We start from the raw sequence: 24,151 nt of genomic DNA, 5'->3' as shown, positions 1-24,151 counted from the left end.
CATCGCATGGCCGCAGCGGCCGGCTTGCGGGAAACCGACCGGCCCGAGGCGATTGCGCGATAATGCGCGATACCCTTATGCGATCAGCACGCGCGGCTCGAAGCGGCCCTTGACCGGGATATCGAGCAGGAAGGTCATGCCGGCCTGCGGATCGAGAGCGCGCTGCTTCTCGTCCTTGCCCTTCCAGGCCGAGGTCACCGCCAGGCGATCGCCCTTGGCGCCGACGAAAGCCGGGCAGGAGGCCTGCGTTACGGGCATGGCGATCTCGCGCAGCAGCGTGCCGTCCGGCGCATAGGCCTTCACCGCCTTGCCGCCCCAGACGGCGTTCCACAGAACCCCGTCGCGGTCGACGACCGAACCGTCGATATAGCCTTTCGAGGCGCGATGATCGACGAACACTTTGACTTCGCCGGCCGGCAGGCCGGTCGCCGGATCGCAGGCGACGCGCATCAGAAGCCCGGTCGCGGTGTCGGTGTAGTAGGCGGTCGCGCCGTCCTCGGAAAAGCAGATCGAGTTCGAGACGGTGATGCCGGAAAACAACCGGCGCAACTCGCCCTTGAAGAACCAGTAGATCGAGCCCGCGCCCTTCTCCTCGTCCTTGCCCATCGTGCCGGTCCACAGCGCGCCGCAGGGATGGACGCGCGAATCATTGGAGCGCGTCAGCGGATTGTCGGCCTCGATCGGCGTGTGCAGCGTCAGCCTGCCGGTTTTCACGTCCCGGACCTGCAGGCCGATCTCGGTGGCGATGAGCTGGCGCTCGGCGTCGATGACTGCGATGGCGCTGGCCATGACGCCGAGGTCATGCACCTTCAATGCGCCGGCAAGCGGCTTTTCCAGAAGCTTGGCGTTGACGATGTCGAACCAGAACAGCGTGTCGGTGGCGGGATCGTAGCTCGGGCCTTCGCCGAGCTCGCAGATGTGGTCGGAAAAAACCGAAACGCCGTCCATTGTCATCCTCCGAAAGCTTCATCCCAGGCGGCGACGGCGGCACTGGCGCGCCGCGCCACCTCCTCGACCGTCGCGCCCGGCTTGTAGAGGCTGGACCCCAGACCGAAGACGCTGACGCCGACCGCCTTGTAGCCGGCAAAATCCTTGTCGGAGACGCCGCCCACGGCGCCGATCAAGGTTGCGGGCGGCAGCACGGCGCGGATGGCCGCGATGCCGCTCGATCCAAGCACACTTGCCGGGAAGAATTTCAGCGCCGAGGCGCCGAGCCGGATCGCCTGGAAAGCTTCGGTGGGCGTGAACACGCCGGGCATCGTCACCATGCCGTGGTGCATGGCGCGGCCCATGACCTCGGCATCGATGTTTGGGCTGACCAGCAACCTGCCGCCGGCCTTGTGCAAAGCGTCGACGTCCGCCGCCGTCAGCACGGTGCCGGCGCCGATCAGCGCGCTTTGCGGCAGCGCCTTGACCAGATCGGCGATGGAGACGAACGGGTCCGGCGAATTGAGCGGCACTTCGATCGCCTCGATGCCGGCGTCATGGATCGCCTTGCCGATCGCCACCGCCTCGGACGGCTTCAGGCCGCGCAGGATGGCGACAAGGCCGCGCTTGAGTTTGGGGAAGGGTGCGGTCTGGCTCATGAAGCGCCTCCAATCATGCCGTTCTCGCGCGCGGCCTCGACCAGGCCGGCACGCACCGCTTCATCGGCGTCCACGGTGCGGAAGGCAAGGCCGGCCAAACCCAGGGCGGAACCGTAGAGCGTGGCGAGCGCGCCCGAGGCGACCAGCACCACCGGCGCTTCGCTGGCGCCATAGCGGCGTCTTGCCGAGGCGATCTCGCCGCCGAGCAGAAGGCCAGAAAGGCAGGCCGCCGCTTCGTCCGGCTTCAAATCCTGCAACAGCCCGGCGGCGCGGATGGCGAACAGTTTCGAGGTGACGTCGCCGCCTTCGCCGAGGGCCCGTTCGCACCATTGCCGGAAGAACGGGCTGTCCGCGGCGACCGGCGCCGGATGTTCGCCGAGTGAGTGTTTCAGGATCGAGTGCGTGGCGAGCACCGAGAACAATTCGCCGGTCGGCCAGGTGCCGAAGCCCGCGACCGCGCCATCCTCGACCGAAACCCATTTCGAATGCGTGCCGGGCATGCAGACGAGATGCCTTCCCTTTGCCGGCAAACCGGCGCCGGCAAGCTGGGTCTCCTCGCCGCGCATGACATCGGGTGCGTCAGCCAGGCGCTGCGCGAGGCCAGGCACGATGCGGATGTCGCGGCGCGAGCCCTCGATGCGGGCGGCGCCGCGCAGGATCGCGCCGATCGGCGCCGGCACGGTGACATAGGGCGCCTCGATCCAGCCTTGCCGGGAGCCGGCCATGCCGCAGATGATGACGGGCAACGCGTCCGGGGCGCCCATGGCGCCAAGGTGGCCCTCCAGCACGTTGGCAAAGCCTTTTTCACGGGCGGTGATCAGCCCGTCGTCGCCACGCCGCTCGGCAAGCACCTTGCCCGAGCTGTCGAGCAGCCAGGCCCTGAGCCTGGTCGTGCCCCAGTCGAGCGCGGCAACCGCCGGGGCCGCGCTCACAGGAAGCCTCCGTCGACGATCAGCATCTGGGCGGTCAGCATGCGCGAGGCGTCCGACGCCAGGAACAGCACCGTGCCCACCATGTCGTCGGGCTGCATCACATCCTTGATGCATTGCTTGGCGACATGGGCGGCGAGCCCCTCGTCGGTCACCCAGAGCTCGCGCTGGCGCTCGGTGATGACCCAGCCTGGCGCCACCGCGTTGACGCGGATGCGGTCTTGCCCAAGCTTGCCGGCCAGGCCCTTTGTCAGGCCGAGTATGCCTGCCTTGGCCGCTGTGTAGGCCGGCATATCGGGGTGGTTGATCAGATAGGAGGTGGAGGTGAAGTTGATGATCGAGCCGCCGCCGGCGCGCCTCATCCCGGGCGCCACGGCCTGGGCGGTGAAGAAATGCGGTCGCAGGTTGATGGCGAGGTTGTTGTCCCAGAACTCGACCGTGACGTCTTCCACAGCGTGGCGATCGTCGAGCGCGGCATTGTTGACCAGCACCGTCACGTCGCCATGCGCCTCAGCCGCCTTCGCCGAGGCGGCGCGCAGTGCCTCGACGTCGCGCAGGTCGGCCTTGAGGTAGAGCGGCCGGCGGCCGAGCTCCTTCTCCAGCCGGTCGGCAAGGGCGGTGCTTGGCCTCTCGGCGATGTCGATGAAGGCGACCCTTGCGCCCTGGCGCATAAACCCTTCGGTCAGCGCCGCGCCGATGCCGGAGCCGCCGCCGGTGATCAGCACCGAGGCGCCGTCGAGGTCGGCGAAACGTGCCGATGGCATCATGATTTCTTCTCCCTTTGGCCGGCGCGCATCCTAGCCAGACAAAGCGCGGGGGCAAGGGAGAAACGTCGGACTTGGCAGCTTATGTCCGACAAATGAGGTCTGCACCTCCGTCTCCCGAAGGCAGCGCAGGGTTTGTTGAGATTCAGGTCAGGCCGAGTCGGAGTCGAAGACGGGCGCGAGGCGACCAAACTGGGTGGGTTCCGAGAACCGGAGCGGAGCGTACTTAAAGTACGTGAGCACCGGAAGCGAAGGAGGCCGCCATTTGCAGACCGGCCTCACCTGAATATCAACAAACCTTGTCAGATCGCCTTGGCGTGGAGCGCGCCACGATATGAATCGCGCAGATAGCCGAGCGTAGCGTCGGCATCGACCGGCTTGCCGAACAGATAGCCCTGCCCGCCGGCGCAGCCGAACTGGACGAGGCGATCGGCCTGCGCCTCGTCCTCGATGCCTTCGGCGACGACATCCATGCCGAGCCCCTCGCACATGGCGAGGATGGCGCGGATGATGTGCTCCGAAGGCCGGTCGTCGAGGATGGAGGAGACGAAGGCGCGGTCGATCTTGAGCTTGTCGAAATGGAATTCGCGCAGGCGGCCGAGCGACGACTGGCCGGTGCCGAAATCGTCGAGCGAGACGCGGATGCCGACGCGGCGCAGGTCCTCGACGATCTTCTCGGCCGAGGCCGGATCGTTCATCAGGCCGGTCTCGGTGATCTCGATCTCGAGGCGGTTCGGATCGAAGCCGGTGCGGTCGAGGATGGCCAGGATGTGCAGGCCGGTGTTCTGGTCGACGAGCTGCGAGGGCGAGAGGTTGAAGGACAGGAACAGGTCCTTCGGCCAGCTGCGCGCCGCTTCCGTCGCCTTGCGCAGCACCAACTGCGACAGCGGGCCGATGATGCCGCGTTCCTCGGCGATCGGGATGAAGACGGATGGCGGCACGACGCCGAGGTCGCGGTCGGTCCAGCGCGCCAGCGTCTCGAAGCCGATGGTGCGGCGGCTGTTCAGGTCGACGATGGGCTGGAAATGCGGCTCGACCTCGCCGGCCGAGACGGCGCGGCGCAGCGCCTGCTCGATGCGGGTGACGCGCTTGGCCGCCTCCTCCATCTCGCGGCTGTAGACGACGACGCGGCCGCGGCCAGAACGCTTGGCGTGATACAGCGCCGTTTCGGCCTTGTTGACGAGGATCTCGGTGGTCTCGTCGCCGGAATAGAAGAGCGAGCAGCCGACCGAGGCCGAAAGCCTGGCGGTGCGCTCGCCGACATCATAGGGCGCCGACAATATCTCGATCAGCATGCGCGACTTTTCGGCCGCCTGCTCCTCGGAGAACACCATCGGATAGAGATAGGCGAACTCGTCGGCACCGATGCGGCAGACGGTGGAATAGCCATCCATCGAGGCGCGCAGCCGCATCGCCACCTGGATGAGGATGTCGTCGCCGGCCTTGTGGCCGAACAGGTCGTTGATCGGCTTGAAGCCGTCGAGGTCGAGGATGCCGACGGTGAAGGGCGCGGGGTCGTCGGCGCGGTCGCTGATCAGGCGATCGACCTTGTCGAAGAAGCGACGATGGTTGCCGAGCCCGGTCAACGAATCCGTGAAGGCCAGATCCGTGTTTTCCCTGCCTGGCTGACCGGTGCCAAACGTCGTTTGCATCATGCCTCTGTTCTTATGTCGGTATTTTCGACCAGACTGGCAGCAAAGCGTTTAGGAAAAGTATCGGAAAATCGATTTTCCTTTGCCCCGAGAGTTGCTGGCGTCGCTGGCGCTTGTCCAGATTTCGACAAGGAATTCCGACCCGCTCGCAAATATTCCTTTATGCGTAATTTCTAATATAAATATCGAATACACTTTCCGGGTTGGCTTCTGGTCGCACGATCGCGGACGGTGAACCGCTTCGCCCTTCGTTTTTAGCCCGCTTGCCTGACGCGATAGAGCTCGATCGGGCTGCCCTTGGTTTCGCTGGCCGGCTCGAGCCAGTCCGGCACGCTGCCGCGCAGCAGCCCGGCCAGAAAGCCCTGCGGCGCCTTTTGGGCCAGGGTACGGCTCTCGAAATTGCCGGGGCAGATGGCGACGAGGCCGACACGATGCGCCTCGACGATCCGCCGCGCGTCATCGGCCGAGCCGAGAAAGGCATCCAGCGCCAGGAGATTGCCGGCGACGTTGCGATGGTAGGGGCCGGCGAAGACCTTGTGGCCGCTATAGACGAGGATCGGCGCGCCGAGATTGGAGACCGCAAGCACGGTGGTGCCGGTCATGCCGCCAAGCGGCGCGAAGGTGGCCTTCTTCTCGCAGGCCCTGTCCGTCATGCCGCGGTCGGCTACAGTCGGGCCTTTTTCGAACGCCACCGAGGCGGCGGCGGCAACGCCGGTCCAGACCGGGTTGATCGAGACCAGCCAGACGGCCGCAAGGCGCAGCGCCACGCCAGGCGAAGAGCCGGCTTCGGCCCGCGCCCGCCATTTCGCGATCCAGGCCGACAGCGGAATGACCGCGAAGGCGATCGAGAAGGTGGTGCCGCGCAGCTGCCAGGCGCCGACCACGAAGGAGACGGCAAGCAGCGCCGCGACGAGGCTGTCCTGCCGCCGCCAGCCGCCGCGCCGCAAGCGCAGCGCCATCAGGATGATCGCGACCAGCGGCGTCGCATAACGCGCCGCCACGCGCGCCGGATCGTGGACAAGCAGCGTGAACAGCGACTGGGCCTCGTCGATATGGTCGAGCCACAGTTCCTTGAGGCGCGGGTCGAGATTGGCATAGGGGGCCGAGAGGCATTGCGGGAACAGCGACGCCACGACGACGCCGAGGACGAGAGCCAGCCCGGCCAGCGACCCCAGCCTGCGCCGCCAGTTGCGGGCGGCGGGCTCGACCGAGGCGATCGCCGCCAGCCCGATGCCGGCGATGGCGGCGACGACGAACTGCGCGACCGAGAAGGCATCGCATTGCGCCACGCCCCATGCGGAAGGCGAGATGGTGGCGAAGAAGACAAGCGCCGAGACGCCGGCGAAGCCGAGGCCGAAATCCCGGGCGATCGCCCGCTCGCCGCTTGGATCGGAGACGAACAGCAGCGACACGCAAGCACCGATGGCCGCGACATAGGGAACGGTTTCCATGCCGATGGCGAGCGTCAGCGCGGCGCAGAGGCCGGCCAACAGCGCGGCCCGGTGCCAGGCAGGCGCCTCGAGCAGCAGAGCGAGGCTCGCCATGGTGAGCATCAGCTGGACGTTGTGGTGGTCGAGCGCGCCCGGTGCATAGATGCCGACGAAATAATAGCCGGCGCCACCGATGAGGATGGCGGGCAGCACCGCGCCGCCGCCGCCGAAACTGCGCGCGGCGCGAGCGGTGAAGAACAAGGTCGACCAGAAGAGCAGCGCCGGCCACAGCACCTGCGCCACATTCTCGGCAAGCGGCCTGCTGCCGGTGAGTGCCGAGGCGGCAAGCACGATCGAGGCGATCGGCGCATCCACCAGCCTGGACCAGTGCATGACGAAGCCGCCTTCCAGCCCCATGCGGTACTGGTGCAGGTCGAACCAGCCCTGACCGGCAAGCAGGTCACGGACCTCGACGAGGCGCAGCAGATTGTCGTTGTCGCCGTGGGCATCGGTCAGCGGGCCGAACCCCATCCACGCGTCGACGGCGAGCGCGAGCAGGACTGCAAGCAGCGCCAGCACGAGGTCGGATTTCCACGAGGCGGCGCCGTTCTCGGCTGTGCCCATTGCCGTGACCTTTGACGGGAGAGGATCGGTTTAAACCTAGCCTTAACGGCTTCAATAAATAGTAAAACGGCCCGACGGGACCGGCATCAGCCGGCCGGAGGCTGGTCGGGCGTCCGGAGACAGACATGCCGCATGCAGTCCGCCACGAGCCGGTCATCGCCGTGCTCCTGCCTTGCTACAACGAGGAGCTCACGATCGGCGAGGTCGTGCGGCGCTTCCGCGAGACCCTGCCGTCGGCCGCGATCTATGTCTACGACAACAATTCCAAGGACCTCACGGCGCTGAAGGCCCGCGCCGCCGGCGCCACCGTCGTGCGCGAGCAGCGCCAGGGCAAAGGCAATGTGGTGCGGCGCATGTTCGCCGACATCGATGCCGACATCTATGTGATGGCCGACGGCGACGGCACCTATGCGCCGGAGGACGCGCCGCAGCTGATCAACGTGCTGCGGACCGAGCGCTCGGACATGGTGGTGGGCACCAGGCGCGGCGTGACCGACGATGCCGGCCGCAACGGCCATGCCTTAGGCAACCGCATCTTCAACCGGCTCTACAAGGGCCTGTTCGGGACCGACTTCACCGACATCTTCTCCGGCTACCGGGTGTTTTCGCGCCGCTTCGTCAAGAGCTTCCCGGCGGTGTCCGGCGGCTTCGAGATCGAGACCGAGATGTCGGTGCATGCCTCGCAGCTTAAGCTGCCGGTGAGCGAGATGGCGCTCGATTACGGCCGCCGCCCGGAAGGCTCGTCGTCGAAACTGTCGACCTTCCGCGACGGCGCCAGGATCCTGTGGATGTTCGCCATGCTGGTGAAGGAAACGCAGCCGCTGCGCTTCTTCGGCACGTTCGCGCTGTTCTTCCTGGCGGCGAGCATCGGCCTGATGATCCCGGTGCTCATCGAGTTCGCCGAAACGGGGCTGGTGCCGCGCATGCCGACCTGGGTGCTGTCGATCGGCATGCTGCTTCTGGCCATGCTCTCCATGATGACCGGGCTGATCCTCGATTCGGTGTCGCGCGGCCGGGCCGAGCAGAAGCGCATCTTCTATCTGTCGATTTCCTCCGGCCGGGCCGAGCGCGGGGCAGCTGCCCAGACGTTGCCGAAGGGCGAAGCTGGCAAGGCCTCGCGGGCGGCATAGTGGGCCGTCTCTTCCGCTTCGGTCTTGCCGGCGGCATCGGCTTCCTTGCCGACGCGGTTGCGCTCTGGCTGCTGCTTGCCACCACGCCGCTCGGGGCGCTGTCGGCGCGCGTGCTCTCGATCGGTTTCGCGCTCTGCGTTACCTGGCAGATCAACCGCCACCTGACCTTCTCACCATCGAGCCGCGGCATGGCGCAGGAAGGCGCGCGCTATGGCGGCGTCGGCATCGCCACCAGCATCGTCAACTACCTAGTCTATTGCGCCGTCCTGCTCGCGCTGCCGGCCGTGCCGCCACTGGCGGCGCTCGCCATCGCCTCGATCGTCGCCATGACGCTTTCCTTCCTCGGCTATTCCAGGCTGGTCTTCGACCGCTGAGCCTCTGCACCAAGCATGCACGATTGGCAGACGCCGCCGATTTCCTTATATCGGCGACTGAGTTTGCCGGAGACCGAAGATGCCGCTGAAAATCGCCGTCCAGATGGACCATGTCTCCACCGTGTCGATCGCCGGCGACACCAGCTTCGCGCTGTCGCTGGAGGCGCAGCGGCGCGGCCACAAGCTTTTCCACTACACGCCCGACCGGCTGTCGTTGCGGGACGGCAAGGTGTTCGCGCGCGTCGAGGAGATGCAGGTGCGCGACGAGAAGGGCAACCATTACTCGCTGGGCGAGAAGGTGCGCACGGATCTCTCCGAGATGGACGTGGTGCTGCTCAGGCAGGACCCGCCCTTCGACATGAACTACATCACGACCACGCACATATTGGAGCGCATCCACCCGAAGACGCTGGTGGTCAACGACCCGGCCTGGGTGCGCAACAGCCCGGAAAAGATCTTCGTCACCGAATTCCCGGACCTGATGCCGGAGACGCTGATCACCAAGGATCCCCAGGAAGTGGCGGCTTTCCGCAAGGAATTCGGCGACATCATCGTCAAGCCGCTCTACGGCAATGGCGGCGCCGGCATCTTCCACCTGCACGAGGCCGACCGCAACCTCGCCTCGCTGCTCGAGATGTTCGGCCAGCTGTTCCGCGAACCCTATATCGTGCAGCGCTATCTCAAGGACGTGCGCAAGGGCGACAAGCGCATCATCCTGATCGACGGCGAGCCGGTCGGCGCCATCAACCGCGTCCCGGCCGAGCACGATTCGCGCTCCAACATGCATGTCGGCGGCCGCGCCGAGAAGACCGAGCTGACCGAGCGCGAGCGCGAGATCTGCGCGCGCATCGGACCTTCCCTGAAAGAGCGCGGCTTCATCCTGGTCGGCATCGACGTGATCGGCGACTACATGACCGAAATCAACGTCACCTCGCCAACAGGCGTGCGCGAAGTGCAGCGTTTCGGCGGCGCGGATATCGCCAGCCTGTTCTGGGATTGCGTGGAGGAGAAGCGGGGATAAGTCTCGACACGACGCCCGTTGGAACGCACGACGCGCGATGTTCCCGTAATGTTCTTGCTTAAGCCGCAAATCTGTGGTTGTCTGGCGTGAGGTCTTGCGCGGGCTGATGGCAGCGCCGCGCGGGAGCCTGCATCCGGGGGCGCGGGAACATGGTGGCGCGGGTTCGCACGGTGGCTTTCCAGGGCATCGAGGCCTTGCCGGTCGATGTCCAGGTGATGGTCGGGCCGGGTAAGGTCGGCATGCAGATCGTCGGCCTGCCGGACAAGGCGGTGGCCGAGAGCCGCGAGCGCGTGCAGGCGGCGCTGCATGCATCCGGCCTGTCGATGCCGTCGAAGAAGGTGACGGTGAACCTCGCGCCGGCGGATCTGCCCAAGGAAGGCAGCCATTACGACCTGCCGATCGCGCTCGGCCTGATGGCGGCGCTGGGCGCCATACCGGGCGACATGCTCACAGGCTATGTGGTGCTCGGCGAATTGTCGCTCGACGGCACGATCGCGGGCGTGGCCGGCGCGCTGCCGGCGGCGATCGGCGCCAATGCCGAGGGCAAGGGTCTGATCTGCCCCTTCGCCTGCGGACCCGAGGCGGCCTGGGCGGGCAAGGATTTCGACATTCTTGCGCCACGCAGCCTGATCGCCGTCGCCAACCATTTCCGCGGCACGCAGGTGCTGTCGCGGCCCGAAGCCGGCATCCAGCTCGCCGCGCGCGACCTGCCCGACCTTGCCGACATCAAGGGCCAGGAAAGCGCCAAGCGGGCGCTGGAGGTGGCGGCGGCCGGCGGCCACAACCTCCTGATGGTCGGACCGCCGGGTTCGGGCAAGTCGATGCTGGCGCAAAGGCTGCCCTCGATCCTGCCGCCGCTGGCGCCGAAGGAACTGCTCGAAGTGTCGATGATCGCGTCCGTCGCCGGCGAGCTCGGCGAAGGCAAGCTGACCGACCGGCGGCCATTCCGCGCCCCGCATCACTCGGCCTCGATGGCGGCTATGGTGGGCGGCGGGCTGCGCGCCCGCCCGGGCGAAGCCTCGCTCGCCCATCACGGCGTGCTGTTCCTCGATGAGCTGCCGGAATTCGCGCCGCAGACGCTGGACGCGCTGCGCCAGCCGCTGGAGACGGGCGACTGCATGATCGCGCGCGCCAACCACCGCGTCACCTATCCGGCGCGCATCCAGCTGGTGGCGGCGATGAATCCGTGCCGCTGCGGCATGTCGGGCGAGCCCGGCTATCGCTGCCTGCGCGGCGACCGCTGCCGCACCGAATACCAGGCGCGGATCTCCGGCCCGCTGCTCGACCGCATCGACCTTCGGATAGAGGTGCCGGCGGTCTCGGCAAGCGACCTGATCCGGCCGGACAAGGCCGAGACCAGTGCGGCCGTGGCGCAGCGCGTGGCGCGTGCGCGCGGCATGCAGCGCGAGCGGCTGGAAAAGCTCGGCGCCGGCGCCACCACCAACGCGCACTGCCCGCCTTCGATCATCGAGGAGATCGCCAAGCCCGATACGGCCGGCCTGACGTTGCTCAAGGACGCCAGCGAGAAGCTCGGCTTCTCGGCGCGGGCCTATCACCGCGTGCTCAAGGTGGCGCGCACCCTGGCCGACCTCGACGCCAGCGAGACGGTGGGCCGCATCCATCTCGCCGAGGCGATCTCTTATCGCATGACCGCCGAGCGGATGGCGCAGGCGGCTTGATCGCGCAACAATTCAGGCGCTGCACGGAGTCAGAATTTGCGGGCCAGGGCAATTCCAGGAAAAGTGTGAACGGTTAGGCTCGGGGGTCTTCGCCGTAGGCTTCCGTCAGGAATTGCGTCAAAACAAGGAGACAGAGCGGTTCGCCGTTTTCGTGGAACGGTGATCCGCACCAGAGCACGGCCTGCCAAGCTCCAACTTGCTCCGCGCAGCATCGGCCGGCGAGTCTCAGGCTCCCGTCAACGCACCGTGGACGAGCGCGCGCAGCTCCTTGCGTACCGGAATAGCGCTCGAAGGCAGCAGTTGCGTGAAGAGAACGACCACCATGTCGTCGGCCGGACTCACCCAGAAGAAGGTGCCTGCCGCCCCGCCCCAGCCATAGTCGCCCACCTGCGCCGAGATTTGCGCCTTGGCCGGATCGAGGACGACGGAGCCCAACAGACCGAACCCGACGCCGTCAAACTGAGTCTCGGCCCAAACTTCGGTTGCCAGCGCGGCAAGGTCGCCCGGCAGGTGGTTGCATGCAGCCAATCGCAAAGTGCGGGAACTGAGGATGCGTGCGCCGTTCAGCTCACCTCCAGCGCGCAGCATTTCGGCAAACCGCCAGTAGTCGTCGATGGTTCCGACGAGCCCGCCGCCGCCACAAAACGTATCAACCTTTCCTTGCCGCCACGCCGAAACCTCCGGCGCTTCGTTCAGCGCCATGCCGCCCGCAGTCACCTCATACTGCGGGGGGAAACGGCTGATCCCGGAGTCCGGCACGGAAAAGCCGGTGTCGGTCATGCCGAGGGGCTCGAAAATCCGCGTGGCGAAGTATCTATCGAGCGGCATTCCGGAAACGACTTCCACGATGCGGCCGATGACATCGGACCCCGCGCTGTACTGCCAGCGCGTCCCCGGCTCCCATTCCAGTGGCAGCTCGGCGATTCTGCGCACCATCTTGTCGAGCCCACCATAGTCCTTGGCAAGGCCGAGCGCTTCTTTGGCATAAGCCTCACCAAGCAGACCGGGACCTGTAAAGAGGCTCAGACCCGATGTGTGGGTCAGCAGTTGATGGATCGTCATCTTCGTTTTGACGGGCACCGTCTGGTCGAGCGACGTTGCGCCCGGTATCAGGAGCTGCATGTCTTTGAATTCCGGCAGGTAGGCTTCGACCGGATCGTCGAGATGCAGGCGCGCCTCCTCATACAGCATCAGCAGCGCGACGGCGGTGACCGGCTTGGTCATCGACCAGATGCGGGCGATGAGGTCGCGCCGCCAAGGCCGCTTGGCTTCTATGTCGGCGTATCCAGCAGAGTCGAAATAAGCGAGTTTTCCGTGACGGGCGATGAGCACCGCACCGCCAGGCCAGCGCCCGGTGTCGGTATAGCGCTGCATCCACCGCTTCAGTCGCGCCAGCCGCGCCTTGTCGAAGCCGAGGTCCGCGGGGTCATGAACTGGTTCGCTGCCAAATTGACTCATCGCAACCGATATCCCGTCGCAACAGAAGGCCTTTTGTGGAGTCGGCGGGTCATTGCGGGAACAAGGCTGCGGGCATCGGCATCGCTGGCCGAAACAAGACATGCCTCAGCTGGATCCCGCAGAACCGGCCCATGGATTTTGCACCCCTCGCTTTTGCTTATAGCATATTAGCGATAGCTAACCTGTTGACTGAGGTCGCATAACCCGGCGCAGAGGTCTGACTGCAATCGGTCTGTTTTCCCGGGCCGATCCTTGCCTTGTTCACGTCAATCGGCTGCAGGGATCAGCTTCTGCAGGGTCGGCGCAAGGATCATGCCGAAGGTCAGGACGTCGCCATAGGCACGCGCGGAAAGCATCGCTCCGTGCACGGTCGCCATGAAGGCCTCGGCCTCGACGCGCGGCGCGGCGGCGATCGTCAATGTTCCCTGCCCGGCGCCGCGCTCGATGACGCCTGTCAGCCAGCCCGACAGAAACTGGAAATAGGCCCGCACTTCGGCGGCAACTTCCGGCGGCAGGACCGGAAGCTCGCTCGCCAGCAACGCGCACACGCAAAACGGCCTGCTCGCGTCCTCGATGCACTGGGCCCAGAAGCCGGCATAGGTTCTAAGCAACTCCGGCGGTTCAGGCACATTGCGCTCGAGCTCCGTCATGCCCGTCACGGCGTCCTCGAGGTAGCGCCTCACCAGGGTTTGCACGAGGTCGACCTTGCTCGGGAAATGATGATGGATGCTCGCTTTGCGGATACCGACCACCTCGGCGATATCGGCGTAGCTGAACCCGTTATAGCCGCCGGCGACAATGAAGCGTCGCGCGGCGGCCAGGATGTCATCGGCGGTGTTCGAGGGCCTGTCCATAGGCGTGCGTAGAGCGTTCCCCGTTTCACGGAAACGGCGAACCGCTCTATCCCTTTGTTTTGACGCAATTCCTGACGGAAAACCGTAAACACTTTTCCTGGAATTGCTCTAACCTCCGGCGGCGAAAATCTCAACGCACGGCCTGCGGCGACTTGCGAAGGATATCGCTGGCTGACAGCCACACGGCGGACACGAGGAAATAGAAGGCGCCGAAAGCGGCGTAGGGCGCCACGTTGGCGATGCCGATGGCCTCCGCGCCGCCCGCCATCTTGACGAAGAAGAGACCGGCCAGCGCCGACTGGGCGCCGCTCAGGATCATGGCCCACTGGGCGCCGTTGGTCTTCCAGCGACGAGCCGCCGTCAGGAGCTGAAACGCGCCTGAGAAAACGGCCCAGACACCATAGACCGCGAGCACCGCGTTCATGCTGTGGCCAAGCGCGATGGCAACCGCGATCGCGGTGACGATGCTGACGGCGAAGTTGAGCAGTTGCGACCTGTTGCGGCCGAGCCCGCCGCTGCGCTGCGCGTCGACATAATTGGCAAGCGCGTCCCACAGGGGGTAGGCGACGAGCATGGCGGCGGCGAGCGGCGGAACTGTCTTCGCGACTGTGACCGCCGCCAGGACCCAGGCCGCCGACACGGCAAAACGCAGATAATAATAGCTTTTGAGCCAGCCATTTGAGGACTGGGGACGGTTCTGACCGCTCATTTGTGCAGACATGACGAATACCTTTCCTTTGATCTCTGTTCCTACCTACTAGTAGGTAGATTTGTATTCGTCAAGCCGTTTGCGGGCTTCGCCGCCGCGTTGAACGCTCTGCGACGCATTCGCACCCGGAAAGCTTGGTGATATGGTGAGCCGATCCGGGCGGGGGCGAGGGATGATTTCAGTTCTGCCGGCACGCAGCGCCGAAGATTTCGAGACACTGGCGGGGCTCTGCCGCAGGCTCGCGCAGTGGGATGTCGACGCTTCGGCGCCGCATGGCATTTCGGCGGCAGATGTCAGGGCTCTCTTTCAGCCCGAAAAAAGCGGCCCTCAACTGGCCGCGCAATTCGGGGCACCGAATGCCATGGCCTTCATCGCCCGTTCCCGAGGCCTGCCGGCGGGTTGCCTCGCCTTCGGCCCGTTTGGCGAGGGAGCGGTGGAACTTCACAAGTTCTTCGTCGACGCGTCCTTCCGCGGACAAGGCATAGGTCGTGCGCTGATAGGCACCACGCTGATGCAAATCGAGAAGAGCCCCGCCCGAACCGTGCTGATCCACACGAGCTTCTATATGAGCAGTGCCGTTGCCCTGTACGAAGCGTTCGGCTTCAGGCCCTGCGCGCGCTTTCGCGATACGCCGGCGCATGTCAGGCATACGGATGTCTTCCTGTCGCGGGCGATCGAAGGCGCGTAAGGGCCGCAGCCGTCGACCAGCCGGCGGCAGCCGGCAGACTCAGGCAGAGCCCTGTCTGTCGCGCGCCTTCAGCTCCAGCCGCCGCGCATGCAGCACCGGCTCGGTATAGCCATTGGGCTGGCTCGTGCCCTTGAACACCAGGTCGCAGGCGGCCTGGAAGGCGATGGACTTGTCGAAGTCCGGCGCCATCGGGCGGTAGAGCGGATCGCCGACATTCTGGCGGTCGACGATCGCCGCCATGCGCTGCAGCGAATCCCGGACCTGGATTTCCGAGCAGACCTTGTGGCGCAACCAGTTGGCAATGTGCTGCGAGGAGATGCGCAGCGTGGCGCGGTCCTCCATCAGGCCGACATCGTTGATATCGGGCACTTTCGAGCAGCCGACACCCTGGTCGATCCAGCGCACGACATAGCCCAGGATGCCCTGCGCATTGTTGTCGAGCTCGCGCTGGATCTCGTCCGGCGTCCAGTTCGGCCGCACCGCGACGGGCACCGACAGGATGTCGTCGAGCTTGGCCTTCGGCCGGCTCTTCAGCGCCGCCTGCACGGCGTGCACATCGACCTTGTGGTAATGCGTGGCGTGCAGCGTCGCGGCCGTCGGCGAGGGCACCCATGCGGTGTTGGCGCCGGCCTTGGGATGCGCGATCTTCTGCTCAAGCATCGCCGCCATCAGGTCCGGCATTGCCCACATGCCCTTGCCGATCTGGGCATGGCCGGCGAGCCCGCATTCGAGGCCCGTATCGACATTCCAGGCCTCATAGGCGGAGATCCAGGCGGCCTGCTTCATGTCGCCCTTGCGGATCATCGGGCCGGCTTCCATCGAGGTGTGGATCTCGTCGCCGGTGCGGTCGAGGAAGCCGGTGTTGATGAACACCACGCGCTCCTTTGCGGCGCGGATCGCCTCCTTGAGGTTGACGGTGGTGCGCCGCTCCTCGTCCATGATGCCCATCTTGATGGTGTTTTTCGCCATGCCGAGCAGGGCTTCGACGCGGTCGAAGATTTCCACCGCGAAGGCAACCTCTTCCGGCCCGTGCATCTTCGGCTTCACCACATACATCGAGCCGGCGCGGGAATTGGCGCGGCGGCCGTTTTCGCCAACATCATGCAACGCGATCAGCGCGGTGATGGCGGCATCCATGATGCCTTCCGGCACCTCGTTTCCGTCGCGGTCGGTGATCGCCGGGTTGGTCATCAGGTGGCCGACATTGCGCACCAGCATCAGCGAGCGCCCCGGCAGCAGAAGCTGGCCGCCATTCGGCGCCGTATAGCGGCGATCGGGATTGAGCTTGCGGACAAAAGTCTTGCCGCCCTTGGTGATCTCTTCCGAAAGGTCGCCCTTCATCAGGCCGAGCCAGTTGCGGTAGACGACGACCTTGTCCTCGGCATCGACGGCGGCGACCGAATCCTCGCAGTCCTGGATGGTGGTCAAGGCCGATTCCAGGATGACGTCGGCGATGCCGGCTGGATCGGTCCTGCCGATCCCGCTGGCGTGGTCGATCACGATCTCGATATGCAGGCCGTTCTTGACCAGCAGCACGGCTTCGGGATTCTCGGCATCGCCGCGATAGCCGGCAAACTGCTTCGGGTCGGCGAGCGTGGTGGCGCCGGCGCCCTCGCCCGCCTTCAGCGCGCCATTCGCCACCGACAATCCGTTGACGCCCGCCCATTTGCCTGATGTGAGCGGCACGGACTGGTCGAGGAAATCCTTCGCCCAGGCGATCACCTTGGCGCCGCGCGCGGGATTGAACCTCTTGCCCTTCTCGGCGCCGCCGGTCTCGGGAATGGCGTCGGTGCCGTAAAGCGCGTCATAGAGCGAGCCCCAGCGGGCGTTGGCGGCGTTGAGCGCATAGCGCGCATTCATCACCGGCACGACGAGCTGCGGCCCGGCGACGACGGCGATCTCGGGATCGACATGCTCCGTCGAGACGCTGAAGGCCGGGCCTTCCGGCACCAGATAGCCGATCTCCTTCAGGAAGGTCTTGTAGGCCTCCATGTCGAGCGGCGCGCCGTTCTCGCGATACCAGCCGTCGAGCTTTTCCTGCATGGCGTCGCGCTTGGCGAGCAGCGCGCGGTTCTTCGGCGCGAGGTCGTGGACGATGGCGGAAAAGCCTTCCCAGAATTTTTCCTGATCGATGCCGGTGCCGGGTGCTGCTTCCTCGGCCACGAAGTCATGCAGCTCCCGGGCAATCCGCAACCCAGCGATCTCGAAGCGGTCGGTCATCTGCACGTCTCCAGATAGGTAGGCTTGCCGGGGCCTTTGGCATGTTTGGGGGGCGAGGGTCAATTCGGCTTAGGTGTAGGAAGGCGCGGTTTCCCCTTCTCCCCTTGTGGGAGAAGGTGGATCGGCGCGCAAGCGCCGAGACGGATGAGGGGTGTTCCAGCGGAGTGAGACGCTGGCTTTCCCTGGAGCACCCCTCATCCGTCGCCTTCGGCGACACCTTCCCCCACAAGGGGGGAAGGGGGCGGTCGTGCTACACCGCAATCCGCGGCCGTCCCGACGCCACCGCGACCACATGCGCCTCGATGAACATGCGCTGGCCCTCGATGATCGAGACCTTGAATTCGGTGGCGACGTCGATTTCGGCGCTGTCGGTGCCGGCGTCCTTGGCGCGCTCGGCGGCGATCGCCCGCACATCGGCCTCGGCCGCCGCGATCGCCTTCGCCTCGTCGGTGAAGTCGCGTACCGTCTGGCCCGAGGCGAGGCGGAACAGGCCTTCCTTGGGCTGGCTGACGCGGGCTTCGGCCGAGACGCGCACCTGGCCGACCACGGCGCCGAGCGCGTTGGCGACGTCGGTGTCCTCCGGCACGATGCAGCCATTGCCGACCAGCGGCGGCAGGCCGGCATAGTGCAGCGGCGCCGACGCGCCGAGGCCGATGACCGGGCGGTCGAGGGCGACGGTGAAGCGGGCGATGCCGGGATGGGCATCGACCGCGCGCTGCACCAGCGCATGCGCCACGGTCGCGGCGCCGTCCAGGCCGTCCTCGGCGAAGGCGGTTTCGAGGATGTATTCGGCCGACCAGCGGGTGAGCGTGACCAGAACGCGCGCGGCAATCGCTTCCGGCGTCGCGGCGATCGCCTGGCCGCGGCCGTCGCGGCGGCGGGCGAAAAGCTCGGCGCCGAGGCGGGCGGTGGCGGCGTCCCAATTGGCCTGCTTGCCCAGCACATGGGCGGCGTCGGATGGCGTGAAGCCCGAGATATGCACCAGCCCGCGTGCGACCAGCCGGTTCAGCGTGGCGTTCTGGGCGTTGGACGAGAGCAGCCTGTCGAGCGCCAGCGGGACAGTGCCGATCGCCTCGTAGAGTTTTGCTTCCGGCGCGGTGAGGCCGGCGGCAAGGCGATCCGGCACGCCGGTGCGCAGGGCAAAGCGTCCGTCCATGCGGCCGGGATTCGGCGCCCGCAGCTGCCGTTCGAGCTCCGACGTCACCGCCTCGCCATGCGCCATGCCGGCCAGCGCCAGCGGCACCAGTCGGCGCGGCCCGAGCAGAATCTTCGGGTCGAGCGCGCCGTCTTCCAGCGCCACTTCGGAATCGCCTCCGAGGCCGAAGGTGCGCATGGCGACGGCTTCGACCATGGTGCGGAAGCCGCCGACCGTGGCGCCTTCCGGATCGAGGCGCGGGCGGCCGCCGTCGAGCACGGCGACGTCGGTCGTGGTGCCGCCGATGTCCGACACCATGGCGTCGTCCAGCCCGGTCATGTGGCGCGCGCCGACAAGAGAGGCAGCCGGGCCGGAGAGAATCGTCTCGATCGGCCGCTGGCGGGCAAAGGCCGCCGACACCAGCGCGCCGTCGCCGCGCACCACCATCAGGGGTGCGGCGATGCCGCGCTTGGCGAGGAACCCTTCGGTCGCCGCGACCAGCCGGTCGATCATCGAGATCAGCCTTGCGTTGAGCAAGGTGGTGAGCGCGCGGCGCGGGCCGCCGAGCTTGGCCGAAAGCTCGTGGCTGGCGGTGACCGGCAGGCCGGTCTTCTCGCGGATCAGGTCGCGCGCGGCGAGCTCATGCGCCGGGTTGCGGGTGGCGAAATAGGCGCAGACGGCAAAGCCCGACACCGAACGCCCAAGCTCGGGCAGCGCCGCCTCGAGGCCGGACAGGTCGAGCTTCGCGGCATTGCCGTGCACGTCATGGCCGCCGGGACAGAACACCACCGGGTCGGTGCCGAGCGCCGTCTTCAACCCGTCGCGGGCAAGATCCGACTCGGAAAAGCCGATCATGACCAGCGCCACGCGCCCGCCCTGTCCCTCGACCAGCGCGTTGGTGGCAAGCGTCGTCGACATCGAGACCAGCTTGATGGCGGCCGGATCGGTGCCGGATTCCTGAAGCACGGCATCGACCGCGCCGGAAATGCCGACGGCGAGATCGTGGCGCGTCGTCAGCGACTTCGCCTTGGCCAGCACCTTGCCTTTCGGCCCGCCCTCCTCCGACCACAGCACCGCATCGGTGTAGGTGCCGCCGGTGTCGATGCCGAGGAAGAGGGGATGAGGCTTGGCGGTCATTTTGCGGGCAGTCCCGGGTCGAGGGCTTTGTCGCGAAGCCCTTAGCCGATACGGACTGGCGGATAAAGGTTAGAGGGGTGGGCCAGGGGGAGAAGAGCTGATCGCCCGCCGGCATATCAAGGCTTGGGTTCCTCGCCCCCGCCAAAGGCGGGGGAGAGGTGTCCGCGAAGCGGACGGAGGGGGGGCCTTCGTAGGGCGCTCCCCTCTCCGTCTCGGCTTCGCCGAGCCAACTCTCCCCACTTCGTGGGGCGAGGAACCTTGATCTTGAGGCACCGCGTTCCTTCACGCCCCCCTCTGCTCTCCCCACAAGGGGGAGACTGGCAGCTCCGCCGCTCGCGCCTTCTACTTCGCCGTGACGGTGCCCGTCATCGAGCTATGGATCGCACAGTGGAACGGGTGAGCGCCGGCTTTGGTTATCTTGACCTTGGCGCTTTTGCCCTTGGCGAGCTGGCCGGTGTCGAAGGAGCCGTCCCCGGCCGTGGCGGTGTGCGTCATCGGATCGGCGTTGGTGAAGGTGATGGTGTCGCCGACCGCGACGCTGACCTTCGACGGGTTGAACTTCATGCCCTTGATCTGGACCGCGTGGTTGGCGGCATAGGCGGGCATGGCAAGGGCAAGCAGGGCAAGAACGAGCATGGTGCGCATGATGGAAATCCTCCCGAGCGCGAGACCTCATCCCTAACTAACGCCGGCGCGGCGCTTGTCATCCCACGAACCCCACCCTTTTATGCGATCCGTCGCAGAACGGCTTGTTGGCCGAATGCCCGCAGCGGCAGAGGAACACCTTCGTGGTGCGGGCGATGGTGTGGCCGGTGCCGGTGACGATCTCGGCATTGCCTTCGACCTTCAGCGGTCCATTGCTGGTGGGCGTTACCTTCAACGGGCCGTCCCGAGCGTCCAGCACCTGCGCCTCCTTCAGCGGCGGCTCGCCGGTGGCGATGAAGCCGGCCTTGATGTGGCTGTTGTCGCAGAACGGTTTGTTCTGCGAAGCGCCGCAGCGGCAGAGCGTGGCGCGGAAGAACGTCTCGTCACCAAGCAGGATCTCGGCATGCACCGCCAGCGGGCCGTTTTCGCGGACACGCACCGTGTTGACCACAGGCGGCTTCTCCTGCGGCCCGCCATCCTTGCGGCGGTAGGTGATCGCGCCCGACGGGCAGTTCTCCGCCAAGGCAACGACCTGCTCGACGCTGGCCGCCTCCGGATGGATCCACTCGCCAGGCGCATTGGGCACGAAGACATGCGGGTTGCCGAGCACGCAATTGCGCGAATGGATGCAGCGCTTGCCGCTGAAGGAAACGTCGATCTTCTCGCCTTCGACCGTGCCTGCCATTTGGGTGGGCTCTCCTGTTGGGGTGAGACAAGGCTAGGGCGCGGGTGCGAAGGGCGTCAAGCTGGGAGGATGGGCAGTCGGCAGCCTTCCCCTTCTCCCCCTGTGGGAGAAGGTGGCTCGGCGCGTAGCGCCGAGACGGATGAGGGGTGCTCCAGCTTGGCAAGAACGCGTGCGCCCCACTACCGCCAAGGCTGCAGACTCTCGTCCCGCACATACGCAATAATGGTATCGCACACTGCATCCAGTTCCTTCAGCACATCATCGTTCCAGAAACGCAGCACGCGAAAGCCCCTGGCCTTCAATTCGGCGTCGCGTTCCTGGTCATGCCGCGATTCCGCATGCTGGCTACCGTCGATTTCGACGATGAGCCGAGCCTCGGCACACACAAAGTCGGCCACGTATCGGCCCATCGGCACCTGCCGTCGGAATTTGATGTTGTCCAGACGGCGGCCGCGCAGTTCGTGCCAGAGGCGGTCTTCCGCCTCTGTCGGCTCACGGCGCATAGACCGGGCGAAATTCCGTTTGGCCGGGGTTACAGGTTGGTGCGGCATGGCGCGAGATTAGCCAATGTCGTGGACTTGAACATCCGGCGTCGCACTCCGCTGGAGCACCCCTCATCCGTCTCGGCGCTACGCGCCGATCCACCTTCTCCCACAAGGGGAGAAGGGAAAGAGGCGCTACTCTTCCAGGTCGATCTCCTCGGTCTGGCCGCCGCTGCAGGTGTAGCAGCAGTCGTCGCAGGGTTCCTGGTTGTTGGGGCCGACACCCCAATAGGTGCTTTCATCGCCGTCGACCCAGGCGCCGTAGCAGATCTTCTCGCCCTCGTTGCAGGAGATCGGCAATTGCTTGGTCTCGCCGTCGTCGAGATAGAAATCCTTGCCGTCGCCCGGCCAGACATAGTCGCGGTCCTGGCTGTAGAGCTCGACCCGCATGGCGTTGGGATGGTTGTTCCTGATCTGGAAGGTGACGTCGCCGGCATGGGCGGCGGGCGCGATGAGGACGGCAAGCGAAAGCGCGGCTGCGGCGCGGCGCGCGAAAAAGATGGACATGAAAACCCCCGAGGTCGAATCGGCCCCCACGGCCGATGGCGCGATGATGGCATGGCGTGGGCCGGTGCCAAGGGGCGGCGGCGAAAATAGCTGCGTGAATTTTTGGGGAGACTTGGCGCGACATCCCCTTCTCCCCTTGTGGGAGAAGGTGGCTCGGCGCGCAGCGCCGAGACGGATGAGGGGTGCTCCAGCTTGGCAAAGAAGCCGACACACCACTACCGCCAGGGCTGTAGGCTTTCATCCCGCACATACGCAATAATGGTATCGCAGACCGCATCCAGTTCCTTCAGCACATCATCGTTCCAGAACCGCAGCACGCGAAAGCCCCTGGCCTTCAATGCGGCGTCGCGCTCCTGGTCATGGCGCGACTCTGCATGCTGGCTGCCGTCGATTTCCACGATGAGTTTTGCCTCAGCACAGACAAAGTCTGCCACGTATCGGCCTATCGGCACCTGCCGCCGGAATTTGATCTTGTCCAGCCGGCGGCCGCGCAGCTCTTGCCACAAGCGGTCTTCCGCCTCTGTCGGCTCACGACGCATCGACCGGGCGAAATTGCGTTTGGCCGGGGTTACGGGTTGGTGCGGCATGGCGCGAGATTAGCCAATGTTGGTGACCTGAACATCCGGCGTCTCACTCCGCTGGAGCACCCCTCATCCGTCTCGGCGCTTCGCGCCGATCCACCTTCTCCCACAAGGGGAGAAGGGGAGAGGCGCTACTCCGCCAGATCCACCGTCTCGGTCGAATGCTCCACGCAGATGAAGCAGCAGGTGTCGCAGGGCTGGTCGTTGTCGGGGCCGACGCCGGCGGTGACGGAATCGTCGCCGTCCACCCAGGCGCCCCAGCAGATATGCTCGCCGGACTCGCAGGAGATCGGCACGGACTTTCGCGCCTTCGGCCGGATGAGGAAGACCTTGTCGCCGCCCGGCCAGACTTTCTGGCTGTCGCGGCTGAACAGCTCCAGCGCGACGCCGTCCGAGCGCTGGTTGCGCACGAAGACCGACATGTCGGCAGCGAAGGCCGGCGTGGTGAAGAGGAGGAAGGCGAGCAAAGCGCGAATCATGGCGAGGTCCCCGGCGGAGTAGAGCACGGGAGCGGAAGCGGCGCGACCTCCCCTTCCCCCCTTGTGGGGGAAGGTGGCTCGGCGCGCAGCGCCGAGACGGATGAGGGGTGCTCCAGCTTGGCAAGGACGTTCGCCACAAACGGGCGCATCGCCGACGCCTCACTCCGCTGGAACACCCCTCATCCGGCCGCTTCGCGGCCACCTTCCCCCACAAGGGGGGAAGGAGGAGCCCTATCTCCTCACCACCACATGCGGTGCAAACTTCTTCACCGCATCCACCAGGTCCTGGCCGCGCACGTCGAGCGAGGAGATCTCCATATGCACGGTGGTCTTGCCGAAGGGCATCAGGCCGAAGGCGTTGGCGGAGGAATATCTGATCGCGTCGGGCGGCTCGCCGGTGAGCTCGAAATTGAGCATCGCCGCGCCCTTGCCGCCGGCGGCGAGGCGCACGCTTTTCACCTTGCTCCACGGCACCAGCACGTCGCCGGCGCGCGTATCGCGAAAACCCTGGCTGTTCAGCACCACCTTGACCGAAGTGTCGAAGGCGCCGCGCGCGATGAAGGCGCCGAGCGCGAGGCAGGCAGCGCCGAGCAGCGCGATCCACAGCACATGCCCACCATCCGCGCCCGAGGCCACGCCCTGCAGCGCGCCGAAACCGAAGACGCCGCCGATCAGGAACGGGCCGACGGCGGGCAGGATCTTTCCCGACGGGCTGTTGCGGAGTTCGAGCGGGGCGGCCATGGCCTTGGCACTCAACGCTCCGCTTTCACAAGAGTCCAGATCCAGCCGATGAAGGTCAGCACCAGGAACGGATAGCCGAGCGCCGGCAGCGGCGACGAGGTGGGCAAAAGCGGCGCGCCCCACAGGATCATCAGGACCGAGACGGCGAAGAGCGCGGCGGCGACGAAGGCCGTGAGCCGCATCCAGAGCGCGAAGGTGGCTTGCGCGCTGACCATAACCAGCCCAGCCGCCCACAGCGCAATGCCGCCGGCATAGGAAGACACGCTCGCCTGCAGCCCCGCCGCATTGCCGGCCAGAAGCAGGCTTTCGCCGGCAAGGAAAGTGAGGAAGCCGGCCGCGACGAGATCATTGCCGAGCCGCTGGTATTTCATCGTCAGCAGCGCCGCCGCGACGACGACGCCCACGCCGTCGATGGTCCACAACGTCTCGCGCAGCGCGTCGCTGGCAACGAACGTGCCCGCCATGCCCAACGCTCCGCCGATGGCGAGGCCGATCACGGCGATGGTGTCCGAGGTGGAGCGCATGTGGTGTCTCCCCAAGCCTGGGGAGAGGATACAACGGAGTATGGCGCTGTCCAACTA

Annotated in this window: 24 protein-coding genes; 5 read left to right on the top strand and 19 right to left on the bottom strand. The window is 66.1% G+C overall.

Features of this window, described 5'->3' with window-relative positions:
- Positions 1 to 75 precede the first annotated feature (75 nt).
- The 6 genes from DPM35_RS19660 to DPM35_RS19635 form a co-directional block, all read right to left on the bottom strand.
- Positions 76 to 948, bottom strand: a complete 873-nt coding sequence (locus tag DPM35_RS19660; protein WP_425373389.1) for an SMP-30/gluconolactonase/LRE family protein — start codon at positions 946 to 948, stop codon at positions 76 to 78.
- Between the two features lie 2 nt (positions 949 to 950).
- Positions 951 to 1,586: a 2-dehydro-3-deoxy-6-phosphogalactonate aldolase gene (locus DPM35_RS19655; RefSeq protein WP_112128905.1), complete on the bottom strand. Its 636-nt coding sequence runs from the start codon at positions 1,584 to 1,586 to the stop codon at positions 951 to 953.
- A complete protein-coding gene (locus DPM35_RS19650) occupies positions 1,583 to 2,518 on the bottom strand; it encodes a 2-dehydro-3-deoxygalactonokinase (protein ID WP_112128904.1) in 936 nt (311 codons plus the stop codon). Before DPM35_RS19650 ends, DPM35_RS19655 begins: the two co-directional genes overlap by 4 nt.
- The gene (locus tag DPM35_RS19645) at positions 2,515 to 3,282 is read right to left on the bottom strand and encodes an SDR family NAD(P)-dependent oxidoreductase (RefSeq protein WP_112128903.1); all 768 of its coding nucleotides are present in this window, start codon (positions 3,280 to 3,282) and stop codon (positions 2,515 to 2,517) included. Before DPM35_RS19645 ends, DPM35_RS19650 begins: the two co-directional genes overlap by 4 nt.
- 299 nt (positions 3,283 to 3,581) lie before the next feature.
- Positions 3,582 to 4,931 (bottom strand): putative bifunctional diguanylate cyclase/phosphodiesterase, encoded by a 1,350-nt coding sequence (locus DPM35_RS19640; protein WP_112129113.1) that lies wholly within the window; start codon positions 4,929 to 4,931, stop codon positions 3,582 to 3,584.
- A 254-nt stretch (positions 4,932 to 5,185) separates the two neighbouring features.
- Positions 5,186 to 6,985 carry a GtrA family protein gene (locus tag DPM35_RS19635; protein ID WP_112128902.1) on the bottom strand — a complete coding sequence of 600 codons (1,800 nt, stop codon included), beginning with the start codon at positions 6,983 to 6,985 and terminating at the stop codon, positions 5,186 to 5,188.
- Positions 6,986 to 7,110: 125 nt separating this feature from the next.
- Here DPM35_RS19635 and DPM35_RS19630 point away from each other — a divergent pair, with 125 nt between their 5' ends.
- The 4 genes from DPM35_RS19630 (at position 7,111) to DPM35_RS19615 (ending at position 11,189) form a co-directional block, all read left to right on the top strand.
- Positions 7,111 to 8,115 (top strand): glycosyltransferase, encoded by a 1,005-nt coding sequence (locus tag DPM35_RS19630; protein WP_112128901.1) that lies wholly within the window; start codon positions 7,111 to 7,113, stop codon positions 8,113 to 8,115.
- Positions 8,115 to 8,489 (top strand): GtrA family protein, encoded by a 375-nt coding sequence (locus DPM35_RS19625; RefSeq protein ID WP_112128900.1) that lies wholly within the window; start codon positions 8,115 to 8,117, stop codon positions 8,487 to 8,489. Before DPM35_RS19630 ends, DPM35_RS19625 begins: the two co-directional genes overlap by 1 nt.
- Positions 8,490 to 8,568: 79 nt before the next feature.
- Positions 8,569 to 9,510: a glutathione synthase gene (gshB, locus tag DPM35_RS19620; protein ID WP_112128899.1), complete on the top strand. Its 942-nt coding sequence runs from the start codon at positions 8,569 to 8,571 to the stop codon at positions 9,508 to 9,510.
- A 149-nt stretch (positions 9,511 to 9,659) separates the two neighbouring features.
- Positions 9,660 to 11,189, top strand: a complete 1,530-nt coding sequence (locus DPM35_RS19615; RefSeq protein ID WP_112128898.1) for a YifB family Mg chelatase-like AAA ATPase — start codon at positions 9,660 to 9,662, stop codon at positions 11,187 to 11,189.
- Between the two features lie 225 nt (positions 11,190 to 11,414).
- Here the strand turns inward: DPM35_RS19615 and DPM35_RS19610 are convergent, their stop codons facing one another.
- The 3 genes from DPM35_RS19610 to DPM35_RS19600 all read right to left on the bottom strand — a co-directional run bounded on the left by DPM35_RS19610 (position 11,415) and on the right by DPM35_RS19600 (position 14,222).
- Positions 11,415 to 12,647 (bottom strand): serine hydrolase domain-containing protein, encoded by a 1,233-nt coding sequence (locus tag DPM35_RS19610; RefSeq protein ID WP_112128897.1) that lies wholly within the window; start codon positions 12,645 to 12,647, stop codon positions 11,415 to 11,417.
- Positions 12,648 to 12,913: 266 nt separating this feature from the next.
- On the bottom strand, positions 12,914 to 13,501 hold the full coding sequence (locus DPM35_RS19605) for a TetR/AcrR family transcriptional regulator (RefSeq protein ID WP_112128896.1): 588 nt from the start codon (positions 13,499 to 13,501) through the stop codon (positions 12,914 to 12,916).
- 130 nt (positions 13,502 to 13,631) lie between these two features.
- Positions 13,632 to 14,222 carry a DUF308 domain-containing protein gene (locus tag DPM35_RS19600; RefSeq protein ID WP_112128895.1) on the bottom strand — a complete coding sequence of 197 codons (591 nt, stop codon included), beginning with the start codon at positions 14,220 to 14,222 and terminating at the stop codon, positions 13,632 to 13,634.
- Positions 14,223 to 14,382: 160 nt separating this feature from the next.
- On the opposite strand from DPM35_RS19600, the gene DPM35_RS19595 reads away from it, so the two are divergent.
- Entirely contained in the window at positions 14,383 to 14,898 is a 516-nt protein-coding gene (locus DPM35_RS19595; protein ID WP_112128894.1) for a GNAT family N-acetyltransferase, read from the top strand.
- A gap of 39 nt (positions 14,899 to 14,937) precedes the next feature.
- Here the strand turns inward: DPM35_RS19595 and DPM35_RS19590 are convergent, their stop codons facing one another.
- From DPM35_RS19590 to DPM35_RS32470, 10 genes are all read right to left on the bottom strand, one after another.
- Positions 14,938 to 17,118, bottom strand: a complete 2,181-nt coding sequence (locus DPM35_RS19590) for a malate synthase G (RefSeq protein ID WP_112128893.1) — start codon at positions 17,116 to 17,118, stop codon at positions 14,938 to 14,940.
- Positions 17,119 to 17,368: 250 nt separating this feature from the next.
- Positions 17,369 to 19,390, bottom strand: a complete 2,022-nt coding sequence (locus DPM35_RS19585) for a hydantoinase/oxoprolinase family protein (RefSeq protein WP_112128892.1) — start codon at positions 19,388 to 19,390, stop codon at positions 17,369 to 17,371.
- 342 nt (positions 19,391 to 19,732) lie between these two features.
- On the bottom strand, positions 19,733 to 20,035 hold the full coding sequence (locus DPM35_RS19580) for a cupredoxin domain-containing protein (protein WP_112128891.1): 303 nt from the start codon (positions 20,033 to 20,035) through the stop codon (positions 19,733 to 19,735).
- Between the two features lie 58 nt (positions 20,036 to 20,093).
- Positions 20,094 to 20,720, bottom strand: coding sequence for a CDGSH iron-sulfur domain-containing protein (locus DPM35_RS19575; protein ID WP_112128890.1), 627 nt, complete (start codon positions 20,718 to 20,720; stop codon positions 20,094 to 20,096).
- Between the two features lie 179 nt (positions 20,721 to 20,899).
- Positions 20,900 to 21,271 carry an endonuclease domain-containing protein gene (locus tag DPM35_RS19570; RefSeq protein WP_112128889.1) on the bottom strand — a complete coding sequence of 124 codons (372 nt, stop codon included), beginning with the start codon at positions 21,269 to 21,271 and terminating at the stop codon, positions 20,900 to 20,902.
- A 126-nt stretch (positions 21,272 to 21,397) separates the two neighbouring features.
- Complete coding sequence (locus DPM35_RS19565; protein ID WP_112128888.1) at positions 21,398 to 21,769, bottom strand: hypothetical protein; 372 nt, start codon at positions 21,767 to 21,769, stop codon at positions 21,398 to 21,400.
- Between the two features lie 215 nt (positions 21,770 to 21,984).
- Positions 21,985 to 22,356 carry an endonuclease domain-containing protein gene (locus DPM35_RS19560; protein ID WP_112128887.1) on the bottom strand — a complete coding sequence of 124 codons (372 nt, stop codon included), beginning with the start codon at positions 22,354 to 22,356 and terminating at the stop codon, positions 21,985 to 21,987.
- 125 nt (positions 22,357 to 22,481) lie between these two features.
- Positions 22,482 to 22,829: a hypothetical protein gene (locus DPM35_RS19555; protein WP_112128886.1), complete on the bottom strand. Its 348-nt coding sequence runs from the start codon at positions 22,827 to 22,829 to the stop codon at positions 22,482 to 22,484.
- Between the two features lie 231 nt (positions 22,830 to 23,060).
- On the bottom strand, positions 23,061 to 23,570 hold the full coding sequence (locus DPM35_RS19550; protein WP_112128885.1) for a hypothetical protein: 510 nt from the start codon (positions 23,568 to 23,570) through the stop codon (positions 23,061 to 23,063).
- Between the two features lie 11 nt (positions 23,571 to 23,581).
- Positions 23,582 to 24,094 (bottom strand): hypothetical protein, encoded by a 513-nt coding sequence (locus DPM35_RS32470; protein WP_181592073.1) that lies wholly within the window; start codon positions 24,092 to 24,094, stop codon positions 23,582 to 23,584.
- Positions 24,095 to 24,151: the final 57 nt, after the last annotated feature.

Source organism: Mesorhizobium atlanticum, from assembly GCF_003289965.1.
Classification (GTDB): domain Bacteria; phylum Pseudomonadota; class Alphaproteobacteria; order Rhizobiales; family Rhizobiaceae; genus Mesorhizobium; species Mesorhizobium atlanticum.
The sequence above is the reverse complement of the archived record's forward strand: the minus strand, read 5'-3'. Positions and strand labels throughout refer to the sequence as shown.

What these genes read in the sequence shown, in the direction of transcription:
- DPM35_RS19605 (WP_112128896.1), bottom strand. Translation starts at nt 13,501, where the DNA reads ATGGACAGGCCCTCGAACACCGCCGATGACATCCTGGCCGCCGCGCGA.
- DPM35_RS19630 (WP_112128901.1), top strand. Translation starts at nt 7,111, where the DNA reads ATGCCGCATGCAGTCCGCCACGAGCCGGTCATCGCCGTGCTCCTGCCT.
- DPM35_RS19585 (WP_112128892.1), bottom strand. Translation starts at nt 19,390, where the DNA reads ATGACCGCCAAGCCTCATCCCCTCTTCCTCGGCATCGACACCGGCGGC.
- DPM35_RS19575 (WP_112128890.1), bottom strand. Translation starts at nt 20,720, where the DNA reads ATGGCAGGCACGGTCGAAGGCGAGAAGATCGACGTTTCCTTCAGCGGC.
- DPM35_RS19580 (WP_112128891.1), bottom strand. Translation starts at nt 20,035, where the DNA reads ATGCGCACCATGCTCGTTCTTGCCCTGCTTGCCCTTGCCATGCCCGCC.
- DPM35_RS19640 (WP_112129113.1), bottom strand. Translation starts at nt 4,931, where the DNA reads ATGCAAACGACGTTTGGCACCGGTCAGCCAGGCAGGGAAAACACGGAT.
- DPM35_RS19555 (WP_112128886.1), bottom strand. Translation starts at nt 22,829, where the DNA reads ATGATTCGCGCTTTGCTCGCCTTCCTCCTCTTCACCACGCCGGCCTTC.
- DPM35_RS19590 (WP_112128893.1), bottom strand. Translation starts at nt 17,118, where the DNA reads ATGACCGACCGCTTCGAGATCGCTGGGTTGCGGATTGCCCGGGAGCTG.
- DPM35_RS19645 (WP_112128903.1), bottom strand. Translation starts at nt 3,282, where the DNA reads ATGATGCCATCGGCACGTTTCGCCGACCTCGACGGCGCCTCGGTGCTG.
- gshB (WP_112128899.1), top strand. Translation starts at nt 8,569, where the DNA reads ATGCCGCTGAAAATCGCCGTCCAGATGGACCATGTCTCCACCGTGTCG.
- DPM35_RS19635 (WP_112128902.1), bottom strand. Translation starts at nt 6,985, where the DNA reads ATGGGCACAGCCGAGAACGGCGCCGCCTCGTGGAAATCCGACCTCGTG.
- DPM35_RS19610 (WP_112128897.1), bottom strand. Translation starts at nt 12,647, where the DNA reads ATGAGTCAATTTGGCAGCGAACCAGTTCATGACCCCGCGGACCTCGGC.
- DPM35_RS19550 (WP_112128885.1), bottom strand. Translation starts at nt 23,570, where the DNA reads ATGGCCGCCCCGCTCGAACTCCGCAACAGCCCGTCGGGAAAGATCCTG.
- DPM35_RS19570 (WP_112128889.1), bottom strand. Translation starts at nt 21,271, where the DNA reads ATGCCGCACCAACCTGTAACCCCGGCCAAACGGAATTTCGCCCGGTCT.
- DPM35_RS32470 (WP_181592073.1), bottom strand. Translation starts at nt 24,094, where the DNA reads ATGCGCTCCACCTCGGACACCATCGCCGTGATCGGCCTCGCCATCGGC.
- DPM35_RS19655 (WP_112128905.1), bottom strand. Translation starts at nt 1,586, where the DNA reads ATGAGCCAGACCGCACCCTTCCCCAAACTCAAGCGCGGCCTTGTCGCC.
- DPM35_RS19660 (WP_425373389.1), bottom strand. Translation starts at nt 948, where the DNA reads ATGGACGGCGTTTCGGTTTTTTCCGACCACATCTGCGAGCTCGGCGAA.
- DPM35_RS19615 (WP_112128898.1), top strand. Translation starts at nt 9,660, where the DNA reads ATGGTGGCGCGGGTTCGCACGGTGGCTTTCCAGGGCATCGAGGCCTTG.
- DPM35_RS19595 (WP_112128894.1), top strand. Translation starts at nt 14,383, where the DNA reads ATGATTTCAGTTCTGCCGGCACGCAGCGCCGAAGATTTCGAGACACTG.
- DPM35_RS19565 (WP_112128888.1), bottom strand. Translation starts at nt 21,769, where the DNA reads ATGTCCATCTTTTTCGCGCGCCGCGCCGCAGCCGCGCTTTCGCTTGCC.
- DPM35_RS19560 (WP_112128887.1), bottom strand. Translation starts at nt 22,356, where the DNA reads ATGCCGCACCAACCCGTAACCCCGGCCAAACGCAATTTCGCCCGGTCG.
- DPM35_RS19600 (WP_112128895.1), bottom strand. Translation starts at nt 14,222, where the DNA reads ATGTCTGCACAAATGAGCGGTCAGAACCGTCCCCAGTCCTCAAATGGC.